21 protein-coding genes, 3 tRNA genes and 1 pseudogene are annotated in these 26293 nt (G+C 63.6%); 16 read left to right on the forward strand and 9 right to left on the reverse strand.

All coding sequences use genetic code 11. The annotated features are described in order from the left end of the window. Positions 1–29: 29 nt before the first annotated feature. Positions 30–105: transfer RNA gene (locus ASF04_RS15545), tRNA-Asn, on the forward strand. An 85-nt stretch (positions 106–190) separates the two neighbouring features. Then, positions 191–266, forward strand: a tRNA-Asn gene (locus ASF04_RS15550). 95 nt (positions 267–361) lie between these two features. Here the strand turns inward: ASF04_RS15550 and ASF04_RS15555 are convergent. Beyond that, the gene (locus ASF04_RS15555) at positions 362–2953 is read right to left on the reverse strand and encodes a hypothetical protein (RefSeq protein ID WP_056143459.1); all 2592 of its coding nucleotides are present in this window, start codon (positions 2951–2953) and stop codon (positions 362–364) included. A gap of 283 nt (positions 2954–3236) precedes the next feature. On the opposite strand from ASF04_RS15555, the gene ASF04_RS15560 reads away from it, so the two are divergent. The 3 genes from ASF04_RS15560 (at position 3237) to ASF04_RS15570 (ending at position 6642) form a co-directional block, all read left to right on the forward strand. Then, positions 3237–3929 (forward strand): DUF3334 family protein, encoded by a 693-nt coding sequence (locus tag ASF04_RS15560; protein ID WP_056143462.1) that lies wholly within the window; start codon positions 3237–3239, stop codon positions 3927–3929. 394 nt (positions 3930–4323) lie between these two features. Then, on the forward strand, positions 4324–6510 hold the full coding sequence (locus tag ASF04_RS15565) for a TonB-dependent receptor (RefSeq protein ID WP_056143465.1): 2187 nt from the start codon (positions 4324–4326) through the stop codon (positions 6508–6510). 56 nt (positions 6511–6566) lie between these two features. Then, positions 6567–6642, forward strand: a tRNA-Asn gene (locus ASF04_RS15570). Between the two features lie 56 nt (positions 6643–6698). Here the strand turns inward: ASF04_RS15570 and ASF04_RS15575 are convergent. From ASF04_RS15575 to ASF04_RS15595, 5 genes and pseudogenes are all read right to left on the reverse strand, one after another. Further along, the gene (locus tag ASF04_RS15575; protein WP_156368666.1) at positions 6699–7904 is read right to left on the reverse strand and encodes a cysteine dioxygenase family protein; all 1206 of its coding nucleotides are present in this window, start codon (positions 7902–7904) and stop codon (positions 6699–6701) included. A 126-nt stretch (positions 7905–8030) separates the two neighbouring features. Next, complete coding sequence (locus ASF04_RS15580) at positions 8031–8444, reverse strand: hypothetical protein (protein WP_056143470.1); 414 nt, start codon at positions 8442–8444, stop codon at positions 8031–8033. Between the two features lie 28 nt (positions 8445–8472). Beyond that, entirely contained in the window at positions 8473–8709 is a 237-nt protein-coding gene (locus tag ASF04_RS15585) for a hypothetical protein (protein WP_056143472.1), read from the reverse strand. Positions 8710–8717: 8 nt separating this feature from the next. Next, positions 8718–9044 (reverse strand): transcriptional regulator, encoded by a 327-nt coding sequence (locus tag ASF04_RS15590; RefSeq protein ID WP_056143475.1) that lies wholly within the window; start codon positions 9042–9044, stop codon positions 8718–8720. A 106-nt stretch (positions 9045–9150) separates the two neighbouring features. Then, positions 9151–9363: pseudogene (locus tag ASF04_RS15595) on the reverse strand (aminotransferase class V-fold PLP-dependent enzyme); the annotation flags it as partial. Positions 9364–9790: 427 nt separating this feature from the next. Between ASF04_RS15595 and ASF04_RS15600 the strand changes: the two are divergent. Then, positions 9791–10240, forward strand: coding sequence for an Hsp20/alpha crystallin family protein (locus tag ASF04_RS15600; RefSeq protein ID WP_056143480.1), 450 nt, complete (start codon positions 9791–9793; stop codon positions 10238–10240). A 20-nt stretch (positions 10241–10260) separates the two neighbouring features. On the opposite strand, the gene ASF04_RS15605 is transcribed toward ASF04_RS15600, so the two are convergent. Further along, positions 10261–11064, reverse strand: coding sequence for a hypothetical protein (locus ASF04_RS15605; protein ID WP_056143482.1), 804 nt, complete (start codon positions 11062–11064; stop codon positions 10261–10263). 120 nt (positions 11065–11184) lie between these two features. Between ASF04_RS15605 and ASF04_RS15610 the strand changes: the two genes are divergently transcribed. The 4 genes from ASF04_RS15610 to ASF04_RS15625 all read left to right on the forward strand — a co-directional run bounded on the left by ASF04_RS15610 (position 11185) and on the right by ASF04_RS15625 (position 17653). After that, positions 11185–12021, forward strand: coding sequence for a M15 family metallopeptidase (locus ASF04_RS15610; protein WP_056144647.1), 837 nt, complete (start codon positions 11185–11187; stop codon positions 12019–12021). Positions 12022–12133: 112 nt separating this feature from the next. Beyond that, positions 12134–15877, forward strand: coding sequence for a type VI secretion system membrane subunit TssM (gene tssM, locus ASF04_RS15615; protein WP_056143485.1), 3744 nt, complete (start codon positions 12134–12136; stop codon positions 15875–15877). Beyond that, positions 15874–16851: a type VI secretion system-associated protein TagF gene (tagF, locus tag ASF04_RS15620; RefSeq protein WP_056143487.1), complete on the forward strand. Its 978-nt coding sequence runs from the start codon at positions 15874–15876 to the stop codon at positions 16849–16851. Before tssM ends, tagF begins: the two co-directional genes overlap by 4 nt. Positions 16852–16870: 19 nt before the next feature. After that, the gene (locus ASF04_RS15625; RefSeq protein WP_056143489.1) at positions 16871–17653 is read left to right on the forward strand and encodes an OmpA family protein; all 783 of its coding nucleotides are present in this window, start codon (positions 16871–16873) and stop codon (positions 17651–17653) included. A 42-nt stretch (positions 17654–17695) separates the two neighbouring features. Here the strand turns inward: ASF04_RS15625 and icmH are convergent, their stop codons facing one another. Both icmH and tssK read right to left on the reverse strand, forming a co-directional pair. Next, entirely contained in the window at positions 17696–18478 is a 783-nt protein-coding gene (gene icmH / locus ASF04_RS15630) for a type IVB secretion system protein IcmH/DotU (RefSeq protein WP_056143494.1), read from the reverse strand. Beyond that, positions 18475–19821 (reverse strand): type VI secretion system baseplate subunit TssK, encoded by a 1347-nt coding sequence (gene tssK / locus ASF04_RS15635; protein WP_056143497.1) that lies wholly within the window; start codon positions 19819–19821, stop codon positions 18475–18477. The genes icmH and tssK overlap by 4 nt, the downstream gene beginning before the upstream one ends. Positions 19822–20002: 181 nt before the next feature. On the opposite strand from tssK, the gene ASF04_RS15640 reads away from it, so the two are divergent. The 6 genes from ASF04_RS15640 to tssH are packed head-to-tail and all read left to right on the forward strand — an operon-like array spanning position 20003 to position 26292. Then, positions 20003–20608, forward strand: a complete 606-nt coding sequence (locus ASF04_RS15640; RefSeq protein WP_056143500.1) for a tetratricopeptide repeat protein — start codon at positions 20003–20005, stop codon at positions 20606–20608. A 34-nt stretch (positions 20609–20642) separates the two neighbouring features. After that, entirely contained in the window at positions 20643–21152 is a 510-nt protein-coding gene (gene tssB / locus ASF04_RS15645) for a type VI secretion system contractile sheath small subunit (protein WP_056143503.1), read from the forward strand. A 1-nt stretch (position 21153) separates the two neighbouring features. Further along, positions 21154–22644, forward strand: coding sequence for a type VI secretion system contractile sheath large subunit (tssC, locus tag ASF04_RS15650; protein ID WP_056143507.1), 1491 nt, complete (start codon positions 21154–21156; stop codon positions 22642–22644). 45 nt (positions 22645–22689) lie between these two features. After that, positions 22690–23181 carry a type VI secretion system tube protein Hcp gene (locus ASF04_RS15655; RefSeq protein ID WP_019920410.1) on the forward strand — a complete coding sequence of 164 codons (492 nt, stop codon included), beginning with the start codon at positions 22690–22692 and terminating at the stop codon, positions 23179–23181. Between the two features lie 58 nt (positions 23182–23239). After that, positions 23240–23701, forward strand: coding sequence for a type VI secretion system baseplate subunit TssE (gene tssE, locus ASF04_RS15660; RefSeq protein ID WP_056143509.1), 462 nt, complete (start codon positions 23240–23242; stop codon positions 23699–23701). After that, positions 23698–26292, forward strand: a complete 2595-nt coding sequence (gene tssH, locus ASF04_RS15665; RefSeq protein WP_056143512.1) for a type VI secretion system ATPase TssH — start codon at positions 23698–23700, stop codon at positions 26290–26292. Before tssE ends, tssH begins: the two co-directional genes overlap by 4 nt. Position 26293 lies beyond the last annotated feature (1 nt).

The following is a 26293-nucleotide window of genomic DNA, read 5'->3' on the forward strand; positions in this document are numbered from 1 at the left end:
AGATAAACAGTATAAAATGTTGCCTCTTTTCCCTGATAGCTCAGTTGGTAGAGCGACGGACTGTTAATCCGCAGGTCCCTGGTTCGAGTCCAGGTCGGGGAGCCAGAATTTCAAAGCAGCGCCAACGCGCTGTTTGAACCGATGAATGAAATGCTCGCAGCATGCATCGGGTAGTACCGAGCGACACAATTCCCTGATAGCTCAGTTGGTAGAGCGACGGACTGTTAATCCGCAGGTCCCTGGTTCGAGTCCAGGTCGGGGAGCCAGAATACAAGAAGGCCACGTTGAGAAACGTGGCCTTTTTCGTTTACTGCCCCCCAAAACTTCGGGGGCGTAACTATTCCCCCGAAGTTCGCTTACCTCACGGCCAAACCGCCTCAGTCCAATCACGCCAGACCTTCAACCGCGCCGGCTTCGCTCCCAGCTGCGTTGCCTTCCACAGTCCATACTGTTCGGTCTGCTCGGTGGTCATCTGGCCGAGGTTGTTGGTGATCATGTAGTAGCCGCCGTCCGGATACTGGCCCAGTGGTGCCTTGGCCTGGTCGAGGCAGTAGCGGAAGCCGGCGACGTTTTCCGGCTCGCCCAACTCGGTGTTGGCCGGGTCGCAGCGGCGCCAGGCGCTCACTGGCTGATGGGTGTACAGCGCGTTGAACTGGCCGATCGCGCCGTTCACGGTTTTCAGATACAGGCCCGGCTGCAGTTCGTCGAGGAAGCGGTAGCGCGATGGCTGCACGCCTTCGCGCGTGGCCTTGTCGAGGAAGTTGGCGGTGGCCAGGTGCTTGACGATCTGGGCGCGGCCGTAGCGGGCGGCGTTGTCGTAGCCGGTGGGGCCGTTCGGGTCCCAGATCGGGATATCGTTGTTGACGTATTGCGCACCCTTGATGCGTCCTTGCAGCAGGCGGACGTTGTGGCTGTTTTGCAATGCGCGCGCCGCCGGTGTGCCAGAACCCACCAGGTCGCCGATGTATTCGTCAAACGCGGTCAGGTACGGCCAGTCCATCGGGTAGTTCACCCACCCGCTCTGGCCGCCGGGATTGACCGTCATCTGCAATTGGTACCACTGGTTGCTGCGGTAGTAGGAGCCGACAATGTTGTCCGCCTCCCATGCCGTATACCACTCGCGCGTGATCTTGCCCGCCGCGTTCTTGTCCTCCTGGTACACCATGTGCGGCGCCAGGAAGAACAGGCTCACGGTCTGGAACGGCCAGCCGTGCGCCTCGCCGCGACCCTTCCACTGGCCGGTGGTTTTATCCTTGTCGCCGATGAACCAGGTCTGGTTGCCTTCGAGCTGGTAGTCCTGCGCCAGTTCCCACTGCTTGACTACGTTCCAGTGGAACATGCTGGCCACCGCGCGTTCGATGAAGGCGTTGGTGGTAAAGTCGCGCGGCTTGGCGGCGGCCATGGTGGTGCTGTTGGCCAGGGTTTGCAGGTAAGCGGCGCCGCGCTGTGCGCCGTATTGCTGGCCGTTGTCGGCAATGTGGTTGCCGCGTCCGCCGCCGAGGAATTTATAGGCGTCCCACCCGGTAAACGTCATCATGGCATTGATTTGCACCCGCAGGTCCGGGACCAGGTGGCTGTAGTCGGCGCGGTTGCCGTTGGGGTTCTTGTGCTGCTCGAACCAGTTGATCAGGTCATGGTAACGGCCATTGGGATTTTGCCAGCCTTCGTTCGGATGCTGGATGCCGTTGGTAAAGCCGCTGCCGTCTGCCGTCGTGGGCCAGATGTCGAGCGGATGGGTGGTGGGCAGCCAGGCGTTCCAGTCGGGGAACTGCATCGGGATCGCGGTCTCGCGCACGTTCATGGTGGCGTCGGGATTCATCACGCGGTCGATGTCGGCCTGGGTGAGGGCCAGCGGCGCGTTTAAAGGTTTGCCGAACAGCGCTTTCACGGCATCGGTCGGATTGGTCAGCACCGCCTCGAGGCCGGCGCCCGCCGACCATTCGGTCGCGCAGGCAGCGGTAGTGCAGTCGAGGCCTGGTCCAGGCTGGTATGGCGGATTCCATGGCCGCGCCTTGGCCACGTATGGTACGTCCTTGAGCGATGCGCGCAGGAAGGCGGCGATCTGCGCACCCTGAGTGCCGGAGAGGCCGTGGAAGCGGCTGCGCTGGACGATGGCATTGTTTGAATAATTAAAGTACTGCAGGTCGCGGCCGTTGTCGGCGTGGCACGAAGCGCACGCGGCCTGCAGCTTGCGGGTGACGATGGCCGACTTGGCGTTGTTGCCATGTGCGTACCACAAGGCTTTGCCGGCATCGATATCGGCTTGGGCCAGGTTGCCAGTGCCGCGCTCGCTTTGCGGATCGAAGCGCTGCACGGTGGTGGTGTCCACTTGCGCTGCACTGGCGTCCTGCAGTTGCAGGTTGAGGATGCGGTAGCCGTTCGATTCGCCGTCGGTGCCATTGAAGCGGAACTGGATGCGGTTCATGCCGGGCAGCGCCACCAGGCGCGCCCTGGCCGCCGCGTCGAGCGGCAAGGTGATGCGGGTGGTGTAGAAGCCGCCGTTGATGCCGCCGTGCAGGCGCTCGTCGTCGGCCAGCACCATGTTGGCGTCGGTAACGTCGATCCACGGCGCGTTGCTGTCGTCGCCGGCGCCTCCAAGGATGCGGATGCTGGCCTTGATCTTGACGGGCAGGGCGGTGGTGGCCTCGAATTCCGGCGCGCCGTAGAAGCCGCAGCGGTGGCACTGGAACCACAATTGTGTCGCGGCGCCGAGCTTGTCGGCAGCCAGGCCCAGCCGGGCTTCGGCAATCACCGGCGTGGCGCGCGCACCGTTGCCGAGCACTTCGAGCGGCAGTACCAGCGCATCGCTGCCGGCTACCACCGTGGTGGCGGCAAAGCTGGCGGTCTTGGCGGCCGGTTGCCGGTTGGCGTCATCGCCGGCGCCGCAGGCTGCCAGCAGGGCGGCCACGGCCAGCGCGCACGCCGTCCGTAACCGTGAGCGGAAATTGTTCATTGGTTTTTCCCGGGATTGATGATTGATTCGATATGTTTGATATAGCGGTAATGCCGGAGAATGTTACCGGAAATCAAATTCGATTTGAAACAAACCAGGTCTGCCATGAGGCATAGGCGGATGGCTCACAGAATTTGCATTTCAGCACAAATGTTTCATCAAATCGCAGGTATCGGTGGACGTGAATCTTGCATCTGGTTATTCTTCTAACTCGGGACGCGGTCGTTGCGCAGCGCGCACCTGCACCCAGCTTTTACAATTGAAAAGGTCACAGAGGTTCACCATGAGTTTTGAAAAAGAAACGGTTGTGTACGGCACCGAGGATGTGCTGAAGAGCTTGTGCGATTCCGTATCGCGCGTGATCAACGTGGCCACGCAGAGCCGCGTGAATTATTCGGGCATGGTGCAGCGCATTACCAAGATCGGGCTGAAGCCGGACATCGGTTGCTTCGTGCTGTTCGACGGCGGCTTTACCGGCCTGGTGGTGCTCAACTTCAGCGCCGCCACCGCGATGGAAATCTACGAACGCTACATGCTCACCATGGGCATGCCGAAGTCGGAACTGGCCACCGCCCACACGTCGGACGAAGTGTCCAACATCATGGGCGAGCTGATGAACCAGATCGTCGGCGACTTCACTGGCAAGGTACGCCGCGAACTGCAAACCAACATCACCCAGAACCAGCCGAAAATGCTGGTGCTCAACAAGCAGGTGATGCTGAACGTCGATACGCCGCTGGACCGTCCGGAAATCCGCCGCGTAACGTTCTACACCGAGAAGAACAACATCTTCTACCTGGAACTGGCGATCGACCGTACCGAATTCATCCGCCTGCACGACTTCGACACCCACGAAGAAACCGATGCCGACGCCTTGATGGATGCCGAACAAGCCAAGGGTAACCAGGGTTCCCAGTCCGTGCCGGTGGATGACATTGACGACAACTCCGACCTGCTGCGTTCGCTCGGCATGTAACTGCTGTGGTGTTTTCCACACACATGCTGAGGATTTCACCAAAAAAGTCGCGCCCAATCGACTTGGCGTAACGAAATAAACAGTATTGATTTTTTCGCCAGAAGGCGCCCCGCTGCACAGCCGGGCGCCTTTTTATATTCTGTAAACACAGTTGGTGTACCGAATATCTAACACTTAAGCGAGCTGGTCATATATTCGGCTTGCAATACCACCTATCAATGAAAGAAAATACCGCCTTTCTCAAAGCGGGTGCATTCTAGACATCTTCAAGATGCGTTGCCCCGCTTGAACCGTCATGGTCGCGACAGATGATCAGCCGGAAGCCAGACCACCAAAGAGAAGACAGGAGACACTGTTTCGCACTCTTTATCAGCCAATTAAATCGGGAATTCGAATGATCAAACTGTCCAAGATGCACAAGCGCCTGCTGGCGCTGAGCGCCGTTATGCCTATGGGCGCCGCAATGGCCCAGACCGCAACCCAACCGCAACTGGAAACCGTCGTGGTAACCGCCCAGCGTCGCGCTGAAAACATCAAGGACGTGCCGGTGTCGGTGACGATGCTCAAGGACGAGCGCCTCGACGTGCTGCTGTCCGGCGGCCAGGACATCCGCGTGCTGGCCGGCAAAGTGCCATCGCTGAACATCGAATCGTCGAACGGCCGTACCTTCCCGCGCTTCTACATTCGCGGCTATGGCAACACCGACTTCAACGCTTTCGCTTCGCAGCCAGTGTCGCTGATCTATGACGACGTGGTGCAGGAAAACGGTATCCTGAAAGGTTTCCCGATGTTCGACCTGGCCGGCGTGGAAGTACTGCGCGGCCCGCAGGGCACCCTGTTCGGCCGCAACACTCCGGCCGGCGTGGTCAAGTTCGAATCGGCCAAGCCGAACCTCGATAAGGTCGAGGGCTACTACAGCCTGTCCGCAGCAACCCATAACACCATCAACGTCGAAGGTGCCGCCAACGTGCCGCTGTCGAAGGAATGGGCGATGCGCGTATCGACCCTGCGCCAGCACCGCGACGATTTCGTCGACAACACCTTCACCGGCGCCAAAGATTCGCTGGAAGGCTACAACGAACACGCCGAGCGCGTGCAGTTCCTGTACAAGCCAAGCACCACCTTCAATGCCCTGTTCAACGTGCACTCGCGTTCGACCACCGGCAGCGCACGCCTGTTCCGCGCCAACCTGATCCGCCAGGGCACCAACGACTTTGCCGACGGCTACGACTTCACCAAGATCGGCACCAATGCCCAGAACGGCCAGCACCTGCGCACCAACGGCGCCAACGTGCGACTGTCGTGGGACCTGGGCGCGGTCAAGCTGTTCTCGATCACCGGCTACGAAGGCGTGGACGACTACCTGAGCCGTGGCGACATCGACGGTGGCTACCCGAACCAGCCGGGCGTGCCATTCCAGGTCGAGACTGCCGGTGGCCTGAGCTACCTGAAACAGTACAGCCAGGAATTCCGCGTCGAATCGAAAAACGCCGGTCCCCTGAACTGGCAGACCGGTGTGTACTGGTTCAAGGAAAGCGCCGAAGGCCTGACCGACAACTTCGACACCGCCGGTACGCGTACCTCGCACCTGGTGAGTCACCAGAACAACACCGCCAAGGCCATCTTCGGTTCGGTCACCTATGACCTGAGCAGCGACCTGGTGCTGCGTGGCGGCGTGCGCTACACCAACGACAAGAAGGACTTCCGCACGGTCACCAACATCAACGTGGCGCAAGTGGGTCCAAGCACGGCCGACGCCGACAAGAGCAAGGCCAACTGGGATGCCAGCCTGACCTACAAGATCAACCCGGACGTCAACGCCTACGCCCGCGTGGCGACCGGCTTCCGCGCGCCAAGTATCGCAGCGGCATCGGCAGCAGTGCCGATCACCGTGGCCGATGCGGAAACCATCACCTCGTATGAAGCCGGTATCAAGGCTGACCTGTTCAATCGTCGCGCCCGTGCCAACTTCAGCATCTACAACTACGAAGTCAAGAACCAGCAGCTGACCGTGGTGGGCGGCCTGTCCAATGCCAACCAGCTGATCAACGCAGCCAAGACCACCGGCCGTGGCGTGGAAGCGGACTTCGAAGCCTTCATCACCCCGGCTTTCAAGGTGACCGCAGGCGGTTCGTACAACTTCACCGAGATCAAGGACCCGTCGCTGCGCGTGGCCACCTGCAGCCCTAGCCGTTGCACCGTGACCGATCCGGTCGATGCCAATGGCTTCGCCCTGATCAACGGCAACGCGTTGCCACAGGCGCCGAAGTACACCGTCAACGCCACCGCCCGCTACAACTGGGCGTTGGAAAACGGCAACCTGTTCGTGCTGACCGACTGGGCTTACCGCAGCAAGATCAACTTCTTCCTGTACGAGTCGAAAGAGTTCACCGGCAAATCGATGGTGGAAGGCGGCGTGCGCATCGGCTACAACTGGGATGGCGGCAAGTATGAAGTGGCAGCATTCGGCCGCAACATCACCAACACCGCGCGCATCATCGGCGGCATCGACTTCAACAACCGCACCGGTTTCGTGAACGAGCCACGCCAGTTCGGCGCCCAGTTCCGCGGCAATTTCTAAAAGTCGCCGCGCAGCCTAGACAGCTGCAAACGGGCCGTATATAATGCGGCCTCTTTTCCCTGATAGCTCAGTTGGTAGAGCGACGGACTGTTAATCCGCAGGTCCCTGGTTCGAGTCCAGGTCGGGGAGCCAGAACATGTAGCATCAAAAAGCCCAGCCTTTACCGGTTGGGCTTTTTGCTTTGGGCCTTACTTTGCAGCGGCCGCCATCGCGTTTTCCCACTCTTCCTTGATCTTCTGCTTGAAGTCCAGGTATTCCCAATCCGAGTCCGGCAGGAAGTGCTCGATTTTATCTTTCTCGATGTAGTCGAAGTATTCGTAGTGCGTGTCGTTAGTGTCCGGATAGCGGTAGCACTGGATCGTCGCGCAGAAGTCTCCGCCCGGTTTCGGTGACGGATTTTTCAGCTGGTGGATCTGGTAATAGTCGGGCGTGAGGAAGGTGACGTCGCCGGCATGGGCGATCATGCTGCCCCACGGTGTGAGCAGGTTCGGGTCGAGCGAACTGAACCACGATACCTGGATCTGTCCATGCAGCACCTTGATGACTGCGCACGCTTCGCCGTGGTCGTGGATCGGCGAGCCATTGCCTGCCGGCCAGATCTCCAGCACGTACGGCTGGCCGGGGGAGTCGCCCATATTGGTGTCGAGCGTGATGCGCAGGTAGCCGAACTCTGCTTCCTTTTGCTTGAGCTTGGTATTGCACAGCGCACCATCGGTGACGATGGAATACTGGATCGCCTGGGCAAACTCGGGGAAGTCCGGCGAGTTCAGGGTGATGCCGGGACCGGCGACGTTGGCGTACAGGCGCTGGCACACCGGGGGCAGGTCGTTGACCACCGAGGCGCTGTTACCGGCGATGATTTCCATGGTGATGGCCGACGTCGGGATGACGGTAGGCGGTGGATCGAGCGTGACCGGTATCTGCATCACGCGCAGGTGGTCCTTCACGGTGCCCAGAATGTCGACTTCGCGCAAATCTTTGCTGAAGGTCTTCACCGGACAGTCCGGCTTGTCGTCCCACTGATATTCGAGCAGCATCAGCCCGCGCAGCATCTCACCTTTGCCGTAGCGGATGCGCTGGTTGTTGGTGTCGATGCTGACCCAGTACGGTTGCCTGACTCCGGGCAGGGTGAGCAGCAGTTTTTTGTCTTCCGAGGTCACCAGGTTGCTGATCTTGCCGGCCGTCTTGCAATCGATGGTAAAGCAGGTTCGGCTGATCGCCACCTCCAGCGTGCTGCCTTCCCTGGTGGAGAAGACAAAGCGCAGGGCGTCTTCGACGACATCGGGCTTGATCGATACCGTACCTTGTCCCTTGATCGGCAATACCGCGCCGTTATCCGTTGACACCGCGTAGTGCAAACTGACGCTCTGTTTCGGGGCTTGCAAACTCGTCATGGTCATCTGTCCTTGTAGATAGTTGAAGTGCCGTTAGGCAACTCGAACTATATAAGACAGAACAGGGCTGGAAATACGCGAATTGTCACAGCTGTGCAGTAGCGAATGGCACTATTCTGCGCCGACTCAGACCGCAGCCGCACCCCACCGATCACCACGCTTGCGAATGTACCGATCGAACACATACCCCCACGGCATCGCAATCGGGATGATGATGGCCACCGCGCATTCGAAGGCGGTGGCGATGATGGTGTCGTCCATGGTGCCGCTCTGCCAGGCGGGCAGGGCGACCAGCAGCAGCCACAGCGACTTCCACGTCATTTCCCATAGCAGCACCGGCAGCATCTGCAAGGGATAGCGGATGCCGACGATGCACAGCAGACTGAACGCCGTCAGCATGCATTTGACCACGCCCTGGGCCAGGCCCCACGGTTCGGCGTGGCGCAGCACGCCCGGCCATACCACCAGCGCCAGTCCCAGCGCGATGATCAGGTACACAGCTCTCAGCGAATACAAACGAAACAGCGATACGTGTGGCATGGCGCTACTCCCATTCTGGCAGGTTGGATTACTCGACGTCTTTCAGCACTTTTTCGATCGCGACGATGCGGATTTTCAGGTCGGCCAGGGCAGCGGCGGTGGCTTCTTCGGCGGCGACCGCGCGTTCGGCCAGCAGGCGGTAAGACTCTTCGCTGTCCGCTTGCAGCTGCGCCTTTTTGACGATGGTCTGCGAGCGGATCAGGAAGATCATCAGGATCGTGCCGAAGAAGATGCCGAGGGTCGTCAGGTAAATCGGTTCAGACATGGTTGCCTCTATTTTTCAGGATTGTTGGTCAGGGTGGCGACTGCAGCAGTGATCATGGCCGGCGACAGGTCGATGGCGAATGGCGCGACGTCGAAAAAATTGAGCGCCTTGCCATCGTCCGACAGTTCCAGCTGGCTCGTTACCAGCCCGGCGTCTTCCAGCTTCTGCAAATGCAAATGCAGCAAGGGCCGGCTGATGTTCAACTCCCGCGCCAGCTGGCTCACGTAATTGCGCCCGCCTGCGGCCAGCGCAGCCACCACCCGCAAACGGTGCGGGTTGGACAGAGCCGCCAGCGCCGCCAGCAGCTGATCGCCAGTAAGGTGTTTTGATTTCATGTGTCAACAATATCTGACAGGTGTCAGCGTGTCAAACCATTTCGACGAAAAAAAGCCCCGTGCAGTGCACGAGGCTTTCATGGGCAACTGCTGGGCAGATGGTGCGTCAGCCGTTTCGCCGCTCTCCTGCCAACCGCCGCACCACCGCGATCAGACGGTCGATTTCGTCGTAGGTGTTGTAGAACGCCAGCGACGGTCGCACCGTGGTCTCCACGCCAAACCGGCGCAGGATCGGCTGCGCGTAGTGGTGGCCGTTGCGCACGGCGATGCCTTCTTCGTTGAGCGCCTTGCCCACTTCCCAGCAGCGCCGGCGCGCGGTTGGCCAGTGACAGCACCTGGGTAGGCGAGGCCGGGATCAGATTGGTACCGGGGATTTGTCCTTGCGGGATCGGCGTGCCCGGTACTGCCGGAACGAAGCGCGTCGGAGGTCAGCACCGCGAGCGAGCAGTTTTCCTTGATAATCTCGGAGGTCCCGGTCGCATCGCGAACAGCACGCCTTTCAGGCTGTCGATGATCGCGCCCAGTGCAGTGCGTAACGGAATTCGTTCTTCAGGCAAGGCGATTGCTTCTACGGATATGGAATACCTCGCTGCACTTGGTGGCGCTAGACAACATGGATAAAAACACAGACGTTTAGATGGAAAAAAATAACGACCAAGACTCGCACGTTGATTCAGCTCAAACGAAGCGCCGCAGTCGATTTTTATCATGGTTAGTCCATCAACCCACAACCGAAGGAGGATGTCATGGCCAACAGTCTGATGCACATCGACCCGTTCCGCGATCTCACCCGTTTCGATCCCCTGCGCGATATCGACGACTTGTTCCGCAACCTGGCCGGGCCGACTTGGCGCGCCGAGCAAGCGCCGCGCATGCGCATGGATGTGTCGGAAACCGAGCAGCAATACCTGGTCAAGGCCGAGCTGCCGGGCGTGCAGAAGGAAGACATCAAAGTCTCGATCCACGGCAACCAGGTGTCGCTCAGCGCCGAGGTCAAGAACGAGAGGAACGCCGATGCCGGCAGCAGCGGCGGCAACCTGCGCAGCGAGCGTTATTACGGGCTAGTACAGCGCAGCTTCACGCTGCCGCAGGAAGTCGATGACGACCAGGCCGAAGCCCGTTACGAAAACGGCGTGCTGAGCCTGACGTTGCCGAAGAAAATGGGAACCGGCGGCAAGCAGTTGGCGATCCAGTAACGCATTCCCTGCCGGGCGGTTTATTGTGCTGGCGCGCGGCAGGCGGGGTCCGACTCCCAGCTGCCGGAGCAGATGCGCGAGCGGCACAGCATGCCTTCCATCAGGCCCAACTGCCTGCACCGTGCCAGCAGCTCGGTCGTTGGCACGCCATCCGTGCGTTCGACTACGTCGCGGCTGCGCTCGGGTGCCGCGCTGGCCCGCTTGCTGGCGTGAGCGACCATCGCGGTCAGCAGGGTGATGTCGGTATCCGTAGCGGCTGATGGCATGGGCGCACTCCCAGACTGTTTTGTCGTGGTCGCTTGGGCAGGCTGGTCGCGCGTGGCGCCGGGCCAGTTGGCGTGTTGCGCATGGTCCGCCGGTCTATGCGCAGCCTTGCCGGCCCTACCGGCAGCGTGTTGCGGCGTCGCTGGCGCTTGGCGGGTTGGCGCTGCCGGGCCGTTATGGCTCGCAGCAATGTGCCTGCGTGGCTCGTTGACGATGGTGGCCGGCGTGAGTTCCTTGGCAGCAGTTGCCACCGGCGCAACTGCTGCGATCTCGGCCGTTTTTTGTTCTATAGCGCGGCTGCCGCCGGTATATCGCTTGAATGTCACTGGCGTGATCGTTTCCTCGTGCATCAGCCAAGCCGTTGCGGCCATCGTCAGCAACAGCAGCAGCAGTCCCGCAGCCCAGCCGTCGAAGCGCCAGGCGGGGCCAGGGCGGCTGGCGCGGTTAGCACGGCTCATGGCCTTGGGACCGTGCTCGAGCTGCGCCAGGATGCGACGTTGGCCGTCGGCCGCGCTGTGCGCCGCTCCCATCAGGGTCGGCATCGGCTTGACGGTGTCCATATTTTTCTCCCGGAATTGATCTGGTCTTTCACGCGACTTGCTGCGCGGCATACGATTGAAGGTCGCGGCCGCCTGCAAGTGTCCATCCGTCAGTGCGCCCCGGTCTTGATGGAGCGCACCATGTTTCTCTTTTCCATGCTGATGTTTCTTGTCGCGGTCTGCGCCGGTGCGTGGCTGCTGTTGTTCCCCGCCGGTCGCGCGCTGGTGGCGCAGTCGGTGACGGTCGTGGCCGGCCGCATCGAGCAGAACCTGCGCAGTCGCGCCGCGCAGGCCGTGCTGCAAGCTGGCGCGCTCGGTCGCGGCACCCGCGACGGCGTGGCCGGTGGCGCGCACTGGCTGTGGCGGCGCTGGCCGGTGCTGGTCGCTGCCGCAGTGCTGGTCACGGTGCCGCCGCTGCTGGCGCTGGTGCTCAGCAGCCCGACCATGCTGGGGGGGTACGAAGATCACCGCGTGACCAACGAGCAGGTGGCGCTGCTGCTCAGGGGGGAACGGCTGGCGGCGCCGGCCGCGCTGCCACCGCCCGTATTCACCACCGCCGAAGTGACGCTGGTGCGTCCCATGCTCGACAGCGCCAATCGCAACTGGCAACTGCTCGATGCCGATTTCTCGCGGCGGTTGCTGGTGGTGTTTCGCATCATGAAGGAACAGCACGGCTACGACATGGCCATCCTCGAAGGCTACCGCAGCCCCGAGCGGCAGAACGCGCTGGCGGCGGCCGGCCCCGCCGTCACCAACGCGCGCGCGTTCCAGAGCTATCACCAGTTTGGCCTGGCGGCCGACTGCGCCTTTTTGCGCAACGGCAAGCTGGTGATCTCGGAAAAAGATCCGTGGGTCATGCGCGGTTACCAGCTCTACGGCGAGGTGGCGCAGTCGGTCGGACTGACCTGGGGCGGGCGCTGGAAGATGATGGATTTCGGTCACACCGAGTTGCGCGTGGAGGGAACGCTGGCCAAATAATTCCAAGCGGCTATTGTTGTTTTTGATCAAGATTTTCCGGCAATCCTGGTGGCAACATTGATCGGTCCGCCTTTGGTCCAGGCGCCCAATCCTGCCGCCTGCGAGTGCCCCGATGCGACGATTCTGGAACTACATCACCGATGCCCGCCGCCTGACAATTGCCGGTCTGATCGCGATGGCAGCGCTGTTCTACCTGGGCGCCGAGGTGCTGGAACTGGCGCTGATCTGGGCCCTGGGCGCCATCGCGCTGATGCTGCTGATTGCCGGTGGCGTGTGGTGGTGGCGCCGGCGCCGCGCGCGCGGCGACGCCGAACAGCTGGCGCAGGCCATCGCCGCGCCAGTGTCTGCGGAGACCATCCGCGACCAGTCATTCGAAGAGGTCAAGGCCATCCGCGAGGGCCTGCTCAAGGCCATCGACACCATCAAGGGCTCGCGCCTGGGCATCGTCTCCGGTGCGCGCGCGTTGTACGAACTGCCCTGGTACATGATCATCGGTAATCCGGCAGCCGGCAAAAGCACGGCAATCACCAACTCGGGCCTGCAGTTCCCTTTCGCCGATGGCAAGGTGGTGCAGGGCGTGGCCGGCACCCGCAACTGCGACTGGTTCTTCACGCCGGACGGCATCCTGCTCGACACCGCCGGCCGCTACTCGGTGATGGACGAACACCGCGCCGAGTGGTTCGGCTTTCTCGACCTGCTGAAAAAATACCGGCGCCGCGCGCCGATCAACGGCATCCTGATCGCGGTCAGCATCGCCGAGCTGCGCGGCGATGATCCCGAGGCTGGCATCCAGCTCGCACGCGGCCTGCGCAAGCGGGTGCAGGACCTGATCGAACGGCTGGAAATATTCGCGCCCGTGTACGTGGTGTTCACCAAGGCCGACCTGGTTGCCGGCTTCGGCGAATTTTTCGCCCAGGCCGAACGGGCGGAACGCGAACGTGTCTGGGGCGCCACCATGCCGTACAAGCGCAAGAACGCCAGCCAGCAGATCCTGGCGTTCTTCGACCAGACCTTCGACGAATTGTGCGACGGCCTCAAGGCGCTCTCGATCGCCAACATGGGCCAGCAGCGGCGCGACCGCATGGAGCCGGGCGTGTTCACGTTCCCGCTCGAATTCTCCACCTTGCGCACGCCGCTGCGGGCCTTCCTGGCCGCGCTGTTCGAGGAAAACCCGTACCAGTTCAAACCGCTGTTTCGCGGCTATTACTTCACCAGTGCGCTGCAGGAAGGCTTGCCGGTCAGCGCGCAGTCGCAGCGCGTGGCGCAGCGCTTCGCCTTGCAGGCGCCGCAGCAGGGCGCACATGACCGCACCGCCACTGGCCACTCGGGCTTCTTCCTGTTCAACCTGTTCCGCAACGTCATCTTCGCCGACAAGGACCTGGTATCGCAGTACGCCAGCCGCCACAAGGTGCGCCTGACGTACGTGGTGTTTTTCACGGCGATGCTGCTGTTGGGCGGGGCGCTGGGCGGGTGGGGCTGGTCGTACCTGGGCAACCGCCAACTGGTGAGCAATGTGCAGGCGGACCTGGACCAGGTGATCAAGCTCCAGCAGGGCCGCCTCGATTTGCAGTCGCGGCTGGAGGCGCTGGCGATCCTGCAGGACCGCATCGAACAGCTGGAACGCTATCGCGACGAGCGTCCCTGGTCGCTGCGCATGGGGCTGTACCAGGGGGAGCTGCTCGAGCAGAAGCTGCGCGCCGAGTATTTTGCAGGCGTCAAGGAGGTGATGGTCAGGCCGGTGGTGGCCAGCCTGGAAGAACTGCTGACGGCGATGAACACTCACGCCGACCAGCTGCGCGCACCGGACGCCGCAGCGCCCGCTGCCACGGAGGCGGCGCAGTTCCAGCAGGCGTCCGCCGTCAACGTGGACGATGCCTACAACGCGCTGAAAACCTATTTGATGCTGGCCGATAAAAGCCACGCCGAGCCGGGCCACCTGAACGACCAGCTCACGCGCTACTGGCGCGGTTGGCTGGAGAGCCAGCGCGGCGCCATGTCGCGCGAGCAGATGATTCAGGCGGCCGAGCGGCTGCTGACGTTTTACCTGGCGCAGGTAGCCGATCCGGCGTGGCCGCGCATCGAGCCGAAGCTGGCGCTGGTAGACCAGTCGCGCGACCATCTGCGGCGCGTGGTGCGCGGCATGCCGGCGCGCGAACGCGTGTATGCCGACATCCGCGCCCGCGCCAATACCCGCTTCCCGGCGATGACGGTGTCGCGCATGGTGGGAGAGCAGGACCAGGCGCTGGTGGCCGGCAGCCACGCCATTGCCGGCGCCTACACCCGCGAGGCCTGGGAAAAATACGTGCAGCCGGCCTTCCGCGAAGCGGCTGCGCGCGAGCTGCAAAGCACCGACTGGGTGCTCAAGAGTGCAACCCGCGACGACCTCACGCTCGAAGGCAGCCCGGAGCAAATCCAGAAAGGCCTTACCGATTTGTACAAGGCCGACTACGCGCGCGAGTGGCAAAAATTCGTCACCGGCGTCACCATCGCCAACCTCGATGGCTTTGACGCCGCGGTCGTAGCCATGAACCGGCTCGGCGATCCACAGTCGTCGCCGATCGCCAAACTGCTGACCACGATCGACCAGCAAACTTCGTGGGACAACCCGTCGGTGATGAGCGCGGAACTGAAGGCGGCGCAGAGCGGCTTCGTCAACTGGATCAAGAACCGCGTACTGAGTCGCGGGCCATCGCAGGTCAACGTCAACCTGCAACTGCCGCAGGCAGCCGACCAGCCCATGGGGCCGATCGGGCGCGAGTTCGCCGGCGTGGCGAAGCTGCTGGCCGCGCGCGACAAGGACGCCTCGCTGCTGGGCGGCTACCTGCAAACCCTGTCGAAGCTGCGCGGGCGCCTCAACCAGCTCAAGAACCAGGGCGACCCTGGTCCCGGCGCGCGCCAGTTCATGCAGCAAACGCTGGAAGGCACCGGCTCCGAACTGGCCGATGCATTGCGCCACGTGGACGAGCAGATGCTCAACGGTATGAGCGACAGTCAGAAGCAGGCGATTCGTCCGCTGCTGGTACGCCCGCTGATGCAAACCTTCGCGGTGCTGATCGCGCCAGCCGAGGCGGAAATCAACAAGACCTGGCTGGCGCAGGTCGTGGAGCCGTTCCGGCAGACGCTGGCCGACAAGTATCCGTTCGCGCCGAACGGACGCACCGAAGCGGCCGGCGCCGACATCGCCCGCTTCTTCGGACCGGATGGCCTGGTCGCCAAGTTCGCCACCGCCGCCATGGGCCCGCTGGTGGTCAGGCGCGGCGACGTGCTGGCGCCGCGCACCTGGGCCGACATGGGCATTGCGCTGGCGCCGCAGACGGCCACGCGCTTTGCCGGCTGGATCGCGCCCCTGAACGGCGCGGGCGTGTCCGACAATCCGCCGCAAACCGTGTTCCAGATCCAGCCGTTGCCAGCGCCCGGCGCGCTCGAATACGTGGTCGATATCGATGGTCAGCAGCTCCGCTACCGCAATACGCCGCCGCAGTGGGCGCACATGGTCCATCCTGGCCCCACCGGCGCCGAGGGCGCGCGCATCACCGCCACCGGCGTGGATGGCCGCAGCGTGGATGTGTTCAACCATCCCGGCCCGCAGGGTCTGAAAATGATGATCGACGCGGCGGCCAAGCAGCGCCGCGAAGGTGGCGTGTTCGAGCTGCGCTGGACTACCGGCACGGTGACGGTGGCAATGGGGCTGAAAATCATCAGCAGCCCTGAGAGCGGCAACGATGATCCCGAGCCGCCAGCGCCGGGCCAGCGCTTCAAGGGCATGCAATTGCCCGAGACCGTGGTGGGTGCGGGCATTGCTGCCGGTGGTGCGACGGCCGTAGCAGCCATGGCGGCCGCCGGGACCGCACCATGAAAGGCGGCCCTCAAGCGGCGCGCATCGGCTACTTCGGCAAGCTGCCGGCACGCGCAGACTTCATCAAGGCGGCCGACAACCCGGCGCTGGCCAGCCTGCTCGACGGCTGGCTGGCCGAGGTGATGAACCGCCTGAGCGCCGCGCCGCGCTGGAAGCTGCATTACGATGCCCTGCGCCCGGTGCATTTCGCGTTCGTGGGCACGCGCAGCCGGCGCGCCATCGGCGGCCACCTGGCGGCCAGCAGCGACGCTTCGCAGCGGCGCTACCCGTTCCTGGGCATGAGCGCGATCGACGTGGGCGACCCGCGCGGTTTCGCTGCGCTCAGCCCCCTGGTACTGGCGCCGTTATGGACTACGCTGGACGTGCTGGCCGCCGAGGTGCTGACGGCGTGCGACCCGGAGCCGGCCTTGCTGGCGCTGGCTGCCGCCACCGTCGATCTCGACCCCGGCGCCGCCGAGCACCAGATTGTATTCACCGATTTTCTCGACCGCCAGACGATAGCGGGGCTGGAGGCGCTGCTGGGCCGCACGCAGGTACGCCGCACCATTCTGGCGCTGGGTCTGCTGCTGCGGACGGTACTGCACGCTGGTGCAGGTACCGCCACGCGTCTCGACAAAAGCCTGGTGTTGCCGCTGCCGGTAGCGACGCGCGTGCGTTACCTCGTGGCCGCCTTCTGGCTCGACCTGGTGACGCCGTTCGTGCAGCAGGCCGACGTGGAGCTGGCGCTGTTCCTGGTCGATAGCGGCGACTTGCCGGTGCTGGTGATCGGCTTTGCCGGCGCCGCACCGGAAACGCTGCAGGCGATCATCGATCCCGAGTGCGCGGCGGATCACCAGGTCGGCTTCGACGACACCGGCTGGATCGACGCGCCGCTGGCGGCCGACGCCGCCGTGCAGACCCTGGCTGCCTACCTGGAGCAGGGCCAGCTCTCGCTGCGCTCCGCCCGCGAGCTGTTTCACGAAACCTTTGTCTGATCATCCTTGGGAGTATCCGATGCGCCAGCGTTCGATCTGGCCGGCCCTGGCGCCGGCATTGTTTGTGTTGATGGTTCCCGCGTCTGCCCAGACCGGGAGCGACCCGCGCCCGGGCCAGGTGGTGGTCAACGGCGCTGTCGCCGACGAGGGCGGCAAGGCGGCCTTGCTGGCGCGCGTGCGTGAGCTGTATGGGCCGGAGCGGGTGGTGGACCAGGTGGCGATCGCCCAGGTATCGCTGCCGCCCAACTGGCACGGTTACCTGCTCAAGCTGATCGGCCCGAACCTGAAGTGGATCACCAAGGGCGAGATCAAGATCGACGGCACCAATATCACCTTGCGCGGCGAGGTGGCCAACGAGGCGCAGCGCCAGCAGATCGCCAGCGACATCGCCACCAGCCTCAATCCCACCTATACCGTCAACAATGGCTTGCGCGTGAGCGCGGCGGAACAGAACCTGCTCGATGCGGCGCTGGCGAAGCGCATCATCGAGTTCGAAAGCGGCAAGGCGACGCTGCCCGACTCGGGCAAGGTGATCCTCGACGAGATGGCGGCCGCGCTGCACAAGGTCAAGGGCAAGCAGGTGGAGGTGATCGGCCACACCGACAACCTGGGCCAGCGCGAGAGCAACCTGGCGCTGAGCCACGCCCGCGCGCAGACGGTGCGCAGCTACCTGGCGGAGAAGGGCGTGAGCCAGGACATGGTGCTGGTGTCGGGCCAGGGACCGGATCGGCCGGTGGCGGAGAACACTACTGCGGAGGGGCGCGCCAGGAATCGGCGGATCGAGTTCAGGGTGGCGCAGTGAATTTTGAGGCCGTCGCTCCGCGCCGGCGGAGCGTCCGTCTTATTAAGGCAAGGTAATCGTCACGTAAGCCGGCCGTGGCGCCAGCTTGACCAGGTCCGAATATCCGGCCAGCCGCTCGCGCGACTCGCTCGCCAGCGACGCCCGCAAACCGATGAACGCCCCCAGTCCGCACACCGCGAACAATGCGCACGCAGTCCACAGCGGCGTGTTGGTGCGCAGCTTGTGGACGATCTGGTCGGGCCGCTCGGCCTGCGGCGCGAAGCCTTTGCTCTTGCCCTGGATATGGGCGATCTCGTCGCCGAGGCGCGCAGTCATGTAGGCCAGCTTGTCGCCGCTGTCGAGCGTATACTTGCCCTTGAAGCCGATCAGCAGGCACATATGAAACACCTGCAGTGCTGCGAGGCGCGCGCCGCCGCTGCTGCGCAGCGCTTCCAGGCGATCAAAGAAGTGCTCGCCCGCCAGTTGGTCGCCGAAGATCACCAGTTGCAACGGGCGGCGTTCCCACGCTGCGCGCATCGGGAACTGCGACGACAGGATGATCTCGTCGAGCGCCGCGCAGTAGGCGTACTTGGCGGCGTCGATGTCGTCGCCGTGGGCACGCAGCTTGCGCGCCTCGCGATCGAAGTCGGCCAGGTAGGCGGTGATATTGTCGAGGAACGCCGCCTCGCCCGGCGGCACGCTCCCGTTCCTGAGCATGAACAGCAGGTAGAAACCCTCCTGCAGCAAATCGAGCAGGGTTTGCACGTGACCATAGCCGGGCTGGATCTGGCGCCGCTGGCCGCCCAGCTGGGTGGGATTGGCGCGCCGTTCGACGTGGGCGTTCATGCCGTCACCGCGATCAGGTTCAGGCGCAGGTCGCGGATCCCGGACGGCACGTAAATCGAAATCGACTGCGCCTTGAGCATGTGTTCATACAACATACCTTTGCCCTCCAGTGCGAAGTAATAGGTGTCCGGTTGAACGGGAATGGCGGCCGGCACTTGCGGCGCGTGCGTGAGTTTCACGCCCGGCATGGCCGACAGCACGCATTTTTCCACGTCGTCGGGCGCGCCGACTTTGACGCGCAGCGGCACCACGTCCACCAGCTCCAGCGCCGACAGCGCCGCGCCCACCGCCAGGTACAGCGTGGTGCGCTGGTCGATCTTGCCCGAATCGAGTTTGCCCAGGTGGTAGCTGGGCTTTTCCTCGGTGAGCGCGATCGAAAAATACCTGGTCGAGATCACGGTGTCGAGCAGGTCGCGGATGATGTGGTCGAGGCTGGAGAAGCACAGCGCCAGGTCGTCGTGGCGGTAGGCCGGCAGTTGCACCAGCGAGTACTGCTTGGAGTAGGTCATCATGGCGCCGGCCAGCGCGAGCAGGCATTCGAACAGGCGCTCCGGGTGCATGCCGGGATGGCGCACGTAGTGCATCAGGGTGGCGGCCGACGTGCTCACCGTGTGCAGCAGCCAGAACGACGACACGTCGCCGGAGCGGAATTCGATCACGTTGCGGCTCGGCTCCCGCATATGGCCTTGCAGCGACTGCACCTTCGCTTGCAGCGCTTCCATCAGCCGGTCCAGCATCTCCTTGAGCGCCGGTGCGCCGGCGATCGACAACGTGGGCGGGATGAACGCGGGATCGGGTCCGAAGCCGCCGGTCACCGTGCGCCGCAGCCGTATGACCGGCACGCAGTCGAAGGCGCCCAGCGGTTCCTGGTCCGACACCAGCCGCACCGATTGTTTTAAAAACGCCACGTCGGCGCCCACCGCGCCGGTGTACAGGTCGGCCGTTTCGCGCGCGGCCTGGCTGTAGCGGGCACCCTGGTGGTGTTCCGTGGTGCCGGCTGCATTGCCGCCGCCCGGCGCCAGCGCGGGCAGCGCGGCGTACCACGTCACCTCTTGCAGCGCGGCAGGCAGCGCGGCCAGGTCCACGGCCGGCGGCAGCGGCTCGCTGCCGGGGGCATCGAAAATTTCGCCGTCGCGGAAGATCAGCGACAACGCCTGCAGGCGCAGTCGGTCCGCCTTGAGCGCGTCGAGATCCCACTCGATGCGGCGCACGCCCCACAGGAAGGGTTGCAGTGCCAGCGCAACCTGGTTCAGGCGCGCCTCGTGATAGCGGTCCTGCTGCTGAAAATGCTGCGGCCGCAGGAACAGGCCCTCGCCCCACAGCACCTTGGATGGAATGGTCATGCGAACTCCTTTCTGCCGACGGTTCTGCATTAGAGCCAATCGAGACTCCTCGATTATTGCGTGAGCGCAAGCAAATCGGAAAGGCAAACCAACCGCCGAGATAGTTGCGTAAGCACAATTTCTGCCCGTTTGGTTCATGAATAATGGGCCCCTTTCTCATGGTTAGGCAAAGGAGAGTGTGATGATCACGAACAGAACATGGTTGCCCGGTTTGCCCCGTACCACGCTGGCCGGCGCCTTCGCCGGCCTGGTGCTGTTGTCCGGTTGCGCGACCGACGGCGAGAACATTCGTACCGAACCACCAAAGGCGGCCACGCTGAAAACCGTGCTGGCCGATGCCAACGCCGCGCTCAAGGCTGGCCAGGGCGACAAGGCGCAGGCGCTGCTCAAGGAGGCCGCCACCAGCTACCCGGCCGACAAGGCGCCGTGGCTGCAGCTGGCGCAGATCAAGTTCGACCGCGCCAGCTACGGCGAGGCGATCACCAACGCCCAGGAGGCGCTGCGGCGCGACCCGGTTGATACGCTGGCCAACAGCATCGTGGCGGTGAGCGGCCTGCGGGTCTCGACCAAGGCGCTGGCCGACCTCAGTGCCCACAACAACCTCAATGGCTCCTTGCGCACCGAGGCGCGCGAACTGGCCAAGCTGCTGCGCACGACGCTGGGCGAAGAAGTGCTGGTGCCCACCGTGGCGCCGCCACCACCGGTGCGCGCCAAGCCTGCCCCTGTCACCCGCAAGGGCGCAGCGAAAAGCCAGTCGAGCAACGACCCTTTCGGCGGCTTGAAGTAAACCGTCTCCCATTATCCCAAACCAAGGAGCTGCCATGGCCAAAGCTGAAAGTGTTCAGAAGCGCCTGACCCGCGTGCGCCCGCCGCGCGTGCAGATGACGTATGACGTGGAAATCGGCGATACGCTGGAAAACAAGGAACTGCCGTTTGTCGTCGGCGTGGTCGGCGACTTCGGCGGCAACCCGGACGCCGACAAAACGCGCCTCAAGGACCGCCTGTTCGTCGGCATCGATGTCGAAAACTTCGACGAGGTGATGAGCGGCGTCGATCCGGTGGCGCGCTTCAACGCGCCCAATATGCTGGCCGGCGACAACAGCAGCATCGGCGTGGAACTGCACTTCAAGTCGATGGCTGACTTCCGGCCCGAATCGGTGGTGCGCCAGGTGGCGCCGCTCGCCAAACTGCTGGATGCGCGCGGCAAGCTGGCCGACCTGCGCAACAAGCTGGCCGGGAACGACAAGCTCGAAGACATCCTCGGCGAAGTGCTGGGCAATACCGACAAGCTGGCCGCGCTCAAATCGGCCCAATCCGGCAGGGGAGACTGAAATGTCCGCACAACTACAGGAACTGCAGCCGGCCACCGCGATCGCCAGCGCGCCGGCGGACAACCTGCTCGACCAGATCGTCGAGCAAAGCAAGGTGGCCAAGTCGTCGGTCGAACATGCGCGCGCCCGCGACATCATCGCCGAACTGGTGGACCAGGTTCTCGACGGCACGGTGGTAGTGTCGAACAACCTCACCGCCACCATCGACGCCCGGGTGGCGGAACTGGACCGCCTGATCTCGAGCCAGTTGAGCGCCATCATGCACGCGCCGGCATTCCAGAAGCTCGAGCAAAGCTGGACCGGCCTGCATTACCTGGTCACCAATTCGGCCAGCGGTCAGGGCGTGCGTATCCGCATGCTCAACGCCACCAAGCGCGAGCTGGTGAAGGACTTCCAGGCCGCGCTGGAATTCGACCAGAGCACCATGTTCAAGAAGATCTACGAGGAAGAATTCGGCACCTTCGGCGGCGCGCCATATGCGGCGCTGATCGGCGACTTCGAAATCTCGCGCCAGCCCGAGGACATGTACTTCGTCGACCAGATGTCGCACGTGGCGGCAGCCGCGCATGCACCATTTATCACGGCCGCTTCGCCCGAGCTGTTCGGCCTCGATACCTACGGCGACCTGGGCAAGCCGCGCGACCTGTCCAAGGTGTTCGATACGGTCGAATACACCAAGTGGAAGGCGTTCCGCGAATCGGAAGATTCGCGCTACGTGGGCCTGACCCTGCCGCGCTTCCTCGGGCGCCTGCCATTCAACCCGGCCGACGGCACCGTGGTGGAGGGCTTCAACTTTGTCGAGGAAGTCGATGGCAGCGACCATCAGAAATACATGTGGTGCAATGCCGCCTATGCCTTCGGCGCCAAGCTGACCCGTGCCTTCGACGACTACGGCTGGTGCGCGGCGATACGCGGCGTGGAGGGCGGCGGCCTGGTGGACGACCTGCCCACCCATACCTTCAAGACCGACCAGGGCGAAGTAGCGCTCAAGTGCCCGACCGAAGTGGCGATTACCGATCGCCGCGAGAAGGAACTGAGCGACCTCGGTTTCATCTCGCTGGTGCACTGCAAGAACACCGCGTATGCCGCCTTCTTCGGCGCGCAGTCGGCACAAAAGGCCCGGAAGTACTCGAGCGATGCGGCCAACGCCAACGCCGTGCTGTCATCGCAGCTGCAATACATCTTCGCCGTCTCGCGCATTGCCCACTACATGAAGGCCATGATGCGCGACAAGGTGGGCAGCTTTGCCGCCGCGTCCAACGTCCAGGACTTTCTCAACCGCTGGCTGATGCAGTACGTGCTGCTCGATGATAACGCCAGCCAGGAACAGAAGGCGCAGTTCCCGCTGCGCGAGGCGTCGGTGCAGGTGCACGAAGTGCCGGGGCGGCCCGGCGTGTATCGCGCGGTGTCGTTCCTGCGCCCGCACTTCCAGCTCGACGAGCTGTCCGTTTCCCTCCGTCTGGTCGCGGAGTTGCCGAAGTCGACCAGTTAATTTCGGAAGTTCACACCGTAGTTCAACCTGAAACAGGAGCATGCAATGGCAATCGACGTCTATCTGCAAATCGATGGTATCAAGGGCGAGTCCAACGACGACCGCCACAAGGACTGGATCGAGTGTAAATCGGTCAGCTTCGGCGTGGAACAGCCGCGCTCCGCGACGTCGTCCACGGGCGGCGGCCATACCGCCGAGCGTTGCGAACATCGCGATATCGTGCTGTCAAAACTGGCCGACCTGGCCTCGCCGGTCCTGCTGCAAACCTGCGCTGCCGGCCGCACCATCCCCAAGGCCAAGTTCGAATTCATGCGCGCCGATGCCCAGGGCGAGCGCGTGAAGTACTACGAGATCGAGATCGAGAACGTGTTGATCGGCGCCGTGTATCCCACCGTGACCGAAGGCGACATCTTGACCGAGGACGTGTCGCTCAAGTTCTCGAAGATCAAGTGGCGCTACACCCAGCAAAAAGTGAGCGGCGGCGCCGGCGGCAATACCTCGGGCGGTTGGGATTTGTCCGCCAATCGCGTGGTGTAAACCGGCGCGTCTTCAGCCGGGCCGTCCTGGTCCGGCTTTTTTTCGACAGGGGCTTTCGATGAACGGCTACACACCCGGCCTGCTGGACCGGCTGCTGGGCGCGCGCCCGGGCGGCCTGACCCTGGAGCAGTACAAGGACAGCGTGGCGCGCGACCTGGAAGACTTGCTCAACACCCGCTGCGCGCTGCCGGAAGAACTGCTGCGTGCCTATCCCGAATGCGCGCGCTCGATCGTCAACTACGGACTGATCGACTTTGCCGGCCTGTGTCTCAACAGCGCGGAGGACCGCACCCGCGTGTGCGCCGCGCTCAAGGCCGCGATCGAGCGCCACGAGCCGCGCCTGCGCCAGGTGCAGGCACGCCTGGAGCGCGAGCACGGCAGCATCAATCGCATCAGCTTTGCCATCACCGCCACCCTGGCAGGATTGCCGCAACGCGAGGCAGTCAGTTTCGACGCCGTGCTGCAACCGTCTTCGCTGCACTATTCCATCAACCGCAACGCGCGTGGAGCCACACCATGACGATGAATCTGAAAACCCTGATCGGCAAACTCAATGACACCACGCGCCAGGCGGCCACCCGCGCGGCCAGCATCTGCATGGCGCTGGGCCAGTACGAGGTGGAGGTCGAGCACCTGCTGCTGGCGCTGCTGGAACAGGAACGCTGCGATCTCGCCATCATCGCGCGCCAGTGCGGCGTGGACCTGGGCCGGCTGGAGGCGGACCTGCACCGGCAGGTGGCCCAGCTGAAGACCGGCAGCACGCGCACGCCGGTGTTCTCGCGCCAGCTGCCGCAACTGATCGAACACGCATGGCTGCTGGCTTCCCTGGAAACTGAACAGCCGGCGCGCATCCGCAGCTGCCACCTGCTGGTGGCCTTGCTGACCGATCCCGAGTTGGCGCAACTGGCGCAGCGGGCCTCGCCGCTGTTCGCCAGCATCCCGATCGACGAGATCAAGCACCGTCTCGACAAAGCCACGCGCGGCTCGCAGGAGGAGGCCACGGCGCCCACCCCATCGCCGGACGACGCGCCCGGGGCAGTGCCGCTTGCCCCTCGCACCCCGGCGCTGGACCAGTACACCACGCGCCTGACGCAGCTGGCCCGCGACGGCAAGCTCGATCCCGTGATCGGGCGCGAGGCCGAAGTGCGGCAGGTGATCGACATCCTGCTGCGCAGGCGCCAGAACAATCCCATCCTGACCGGCGAGGCGGGCGTGGGCAAGACCGCCGTGGTGGAAGGGCTGGCGCTGCGCATCGCCGCCGGCGACGTGCCCGAGGTGCTTAAAGGCGTCGATATTCACACACTGGACATGGGACTGTTGCAGGCCGGCGCCAGCGTCAAGGGCGAGTTCGAGAACCGCCTGAAAAACGTCATCGATGAAGTCAAGCACAGCCCGCACGGCATCATCCTGTTCATCGACGAAGCCCACACCATGATCGGCGCCGGCGGTGCGGCCGGCCAGAACGACGCCGCCAACCTGCTCAAGCCGGCGCTGGCGCGCGGCGAACTGCGCACCATCGCCGCCACCACCTGGAGCGAATACAAGCAGTATTTTGAAAAAGATGCGGCACTGGCGCGGCGCTTCCAGGTCGTCAAGGTGGAAGAACCAAGCGAAGACATCGCCAGCGCCATGCTGCGCGCGATGGCGCCATTGATGGAGGCGCATTTCGGCATCCGCATCCGTGACGAGGCCGTGACAGAGGCGGTGCGGCTGTCGCACCGCTACATCAGCGGCCGGCAATTGCCCGACAAGGCTGTGAGCGTGCTCGATACCGCGTGCGCGCGGGTGGCGCTGGCACAAAGCGGCACGCCCGCATTGCTGGAAAGCGCCGCGCGCGCCATGGAGCGCATCGGCGCCGAGACCACCGCCTTGCAGCGCGAGGACGATGGCGACACCGACGCCATCCGCCGCAAGCGCCTGGCGCAGCTGGCCGAACACCACGCGGCGCTGGCCGATGAACATGCCCGCCTGGCGCAGCGCTGGCAACGCGAACAAGGCATGGTGGCCGCCATTGCCCGTGAGCGCAGCGCAGGTGGCGAATTGGGCGCGCTCAAAGTCGAACTGGCAGCGTTGCAGGGTGAGGCGCCGCTGGTGCCGGTGGAGGTGGATGCGGCAACCGTTGCGGCCATCGTCTCCGGCTGGACCGGCATCCCGCTCGGCAAGATGGTCCGCGACGAAATCAACACGGTGTTGAAACTCCAGTCCACGCTGCAGGAGCGCATCCTGGGCCAGCCGCATGCGATTGCCGCCGTGGCGCAGCGCGTGCGCACGGCGCGCGCCAACCTCGACGACCCGAACAAGCCGAAAGGCGTATTTCTGTTCGTGGGGCCGTCCGGCGTGGGCAAGACCGAGACCGCGCTGGCCCTGGCCGATGTGCTGTACGGCGGCGAGCGCAAACTGCTGACGATTAACATGAGCGAGTACCAGGAAGCACACAGCGTCTCGGGCCTGAAAGGCTCGCCGCCCGGCTACGTAGGTTATGGCCAGGGCGGCGTGCTGACCGAGGCGGTGCGCCGCAATCCGTACAGCGTGGTACTGCTCGATGAAATCGAAAAGGCCCATCCGGACGTGGTGGAACTGTTCTTTCAGGTGTTCGACAAGGGCGTGATGGATGACGCCGAAGGCCGCGAGATCGACTTCCGCAACACCATCATCATTGCCACGTCCAACGCCGGCTCGGCCACCGTGATGCAGGCGTGCCTGAACCAGCCGACCGCACCCACCGTCGAGGAACTCGAAGCGCTGCTGCGCCCGCAACTGGTCAAGCACTTCAAGCCGGCCTTGCTCGGACGCCTGAAGGTGGTGCCGTATTATCCGATCCCGGACGCGGTGCTGGCACAGATCATTGCGCTCAAGCTGGGGCGTATCGGCCAGCGCATTCACCAGCAGCACCACGCGGAATTCAGCTACGACGAAGCGCTGGTGGACGCGGTGCTGGCGCGCTGCACCGAGGTCGATTCCGGCGCCCGCAACGTCGATCATATTCTCAACGGCAGCCTGCTGCCCGAGATCGCGGAAGCAGTGCTGGAAAAAATGGCGCAGGGCGCGGCGATCGCCAAAATCAAGGTGGGCGCCAACCGCCAGGGCCAGTTCAAATACCAGATCAAATAAG

Source organism: Duganella sp. Leaf61 (assembly GCF_001421905.1).
Lineage (GTDB): Bacteria > Pseudomonadota > Gammaproteobacteria > Burkholderiales > Burkholderiaceae_D > Rugamonas > Rugamonas zoogloeoides.

What these genes read in the sequence shown, in the direction of transcription:
- ASF04_RS15555 (WP_056143459.1), bottom strand. Translation starts at nt 2,953, where the DNA reads ATGAACAATTTCCGCTCACGGTTACGGACGGCGTGCGCGCTGGCCGTG.
- ASF04_RS15610 (WP_056144647.1), top strand. Translation starts at nt 11,185, where the DNA reads ATGTTTCTCTTTTCCATGCTGATGTTTCTTGTCGCGGTCTGCGCCGGT.
- ASF04_RS15590 (WP_056143475.1), bottom strand. Translation starts at nt 9,044, where the DNA reads ATGAAATCAAAACACCTTACTGGCGATCAGCTGCTGGCGGCGCTGGCG.
- tssC (WP_056143507.1), top strand. Translation starts at nt 21,154, where the DNA reads ATGTCCGCACAACTACAGGAACTGCAGCCGGCCACCGCGATCGCCAGC.
- ASF04_RS15655 (WP_019920410.1), top strand. Translation starts at nt 22,690, where the DNA reads ATGGCAATCGACGTCTATCTGCAAATCGATGGTATCAAGGGCGAGTCC.
- ASF04_RS15625 (WP_056143489.1), top strand. Translation starts at nt 16,871, where the DNA reads ATGCGCCAGCGTTCGATCTGGCCGGCCCTGGCGCCGGCATTGTTTGTG.
- icmH (WP_056143494.1), bottom strand. Translation starts at nt 18,478, where the DNA reads ATGAACGCCCACGTCGAACGGCGCGCCAATCCCACCCAGCTGGGCGGC.
- ASF04_RS15560 (WP_056143462.1), top strand. Translation starts at nt 3,237, where the DNA reads ATGAGTTTTGAAAAAGAAACGGTTGTGTACGGCACCGAGGATGTGCTG.
- ASF04_RS15640 (WP_056143500.1), top strand. Translation starts at nt 20,003, where the DNA reads ATGATCACGAACAGAACATGGTTGCCCGGTTTGCCCCGTACCACGCTG.
- tagF (WP_056143487.1), top strand. Translation starts at nt 15,874, where the DNA reads ATGAAAGGCGGCCCTCAAGCGGCGCGCATCGGCTACTTCGGCAAGCTG.
- ASF04_RS15605 (WP_056143482.1), bottom strand. Translation starts at nt 11,064, where the DNA reads ATGGACACCGTCAAGCCGATGCCGACCCTGATGGGAGCGGCGCACAGC.
- ASF04_RS15585 (WP_056143472.1), bottom strand. Translation starts at nt 8,709, where the DNA reads ATGTCTGAACCGATTTACCTGACGACCCTCGGCATCTTCTTCGGCACG.
- ASF04_RS15575 (WP_156368666.1), bottom strand. Translation starts at nt 7,904, where the DNA reads ATGACGAGTTTGCAAGCCCCGAAACAGAGCGTCAGTTTGCACTACGCG.
- tssE (WP_056143509.1), top strand. Translation starts at nt 23,240, where the DNA reads ATGAACGGCTACACACCCGGCCTGCTGGACCGGCTGCTGGGCGCGCGC.
- ASF04_RS15580 (WP_056143470.1), bottom strand. Translation starts at nt 8,444, where the DNA reads ATGCCACACGTATCGCTGTTTCGTTTGTATTCGCTGAGAGCTGTGTAC.
- tssH (WP_056143512.1), top strand. Translation starts at nt 23,698, where the DNA reads ATGACGATGAATCTGAAAACCCTGATCGGCAAACTCAATGACACCACG.
- ASF04_RS15600 (WP_056143480.1), top strand. Translation starts at nt 9,791, where the DNA reads ATGGCCAACAGTCTGATGCACATCGACCCGTTCCGCGATCTCACCCGT.
- ASF04_RS15565 (WP_056143465.1), top strand. Translation starts at nt 4,324, where the DNA reads ATGATCAAACTGTCCAAGATGCACAAGCGCCTGCTGGCGCTGAGCGCC.
- tssB (WP_056143503.1), top strand. Translation starts at nt 20,643, where the DNA reads ATGGCCAAAGCTGAAAGTGTTCAGAAGCGCCTGACCCGCGTGCGCCCG.
- tssK (WP_056143497.1), bottom strand. Translation starts at nt 19,821, where the DNA reads ATGACCATTCCATCCAAGGTGCTGTGGGGCGAGGGCCTGTTCCTGCGG.
- tssM (WP_056143485.1), top strand. Translation starts at nt 12,134, where the DNA reads ATGCGACGATTCTGGAACTACATCACCGATGCCCGCCGCCTGACAATT.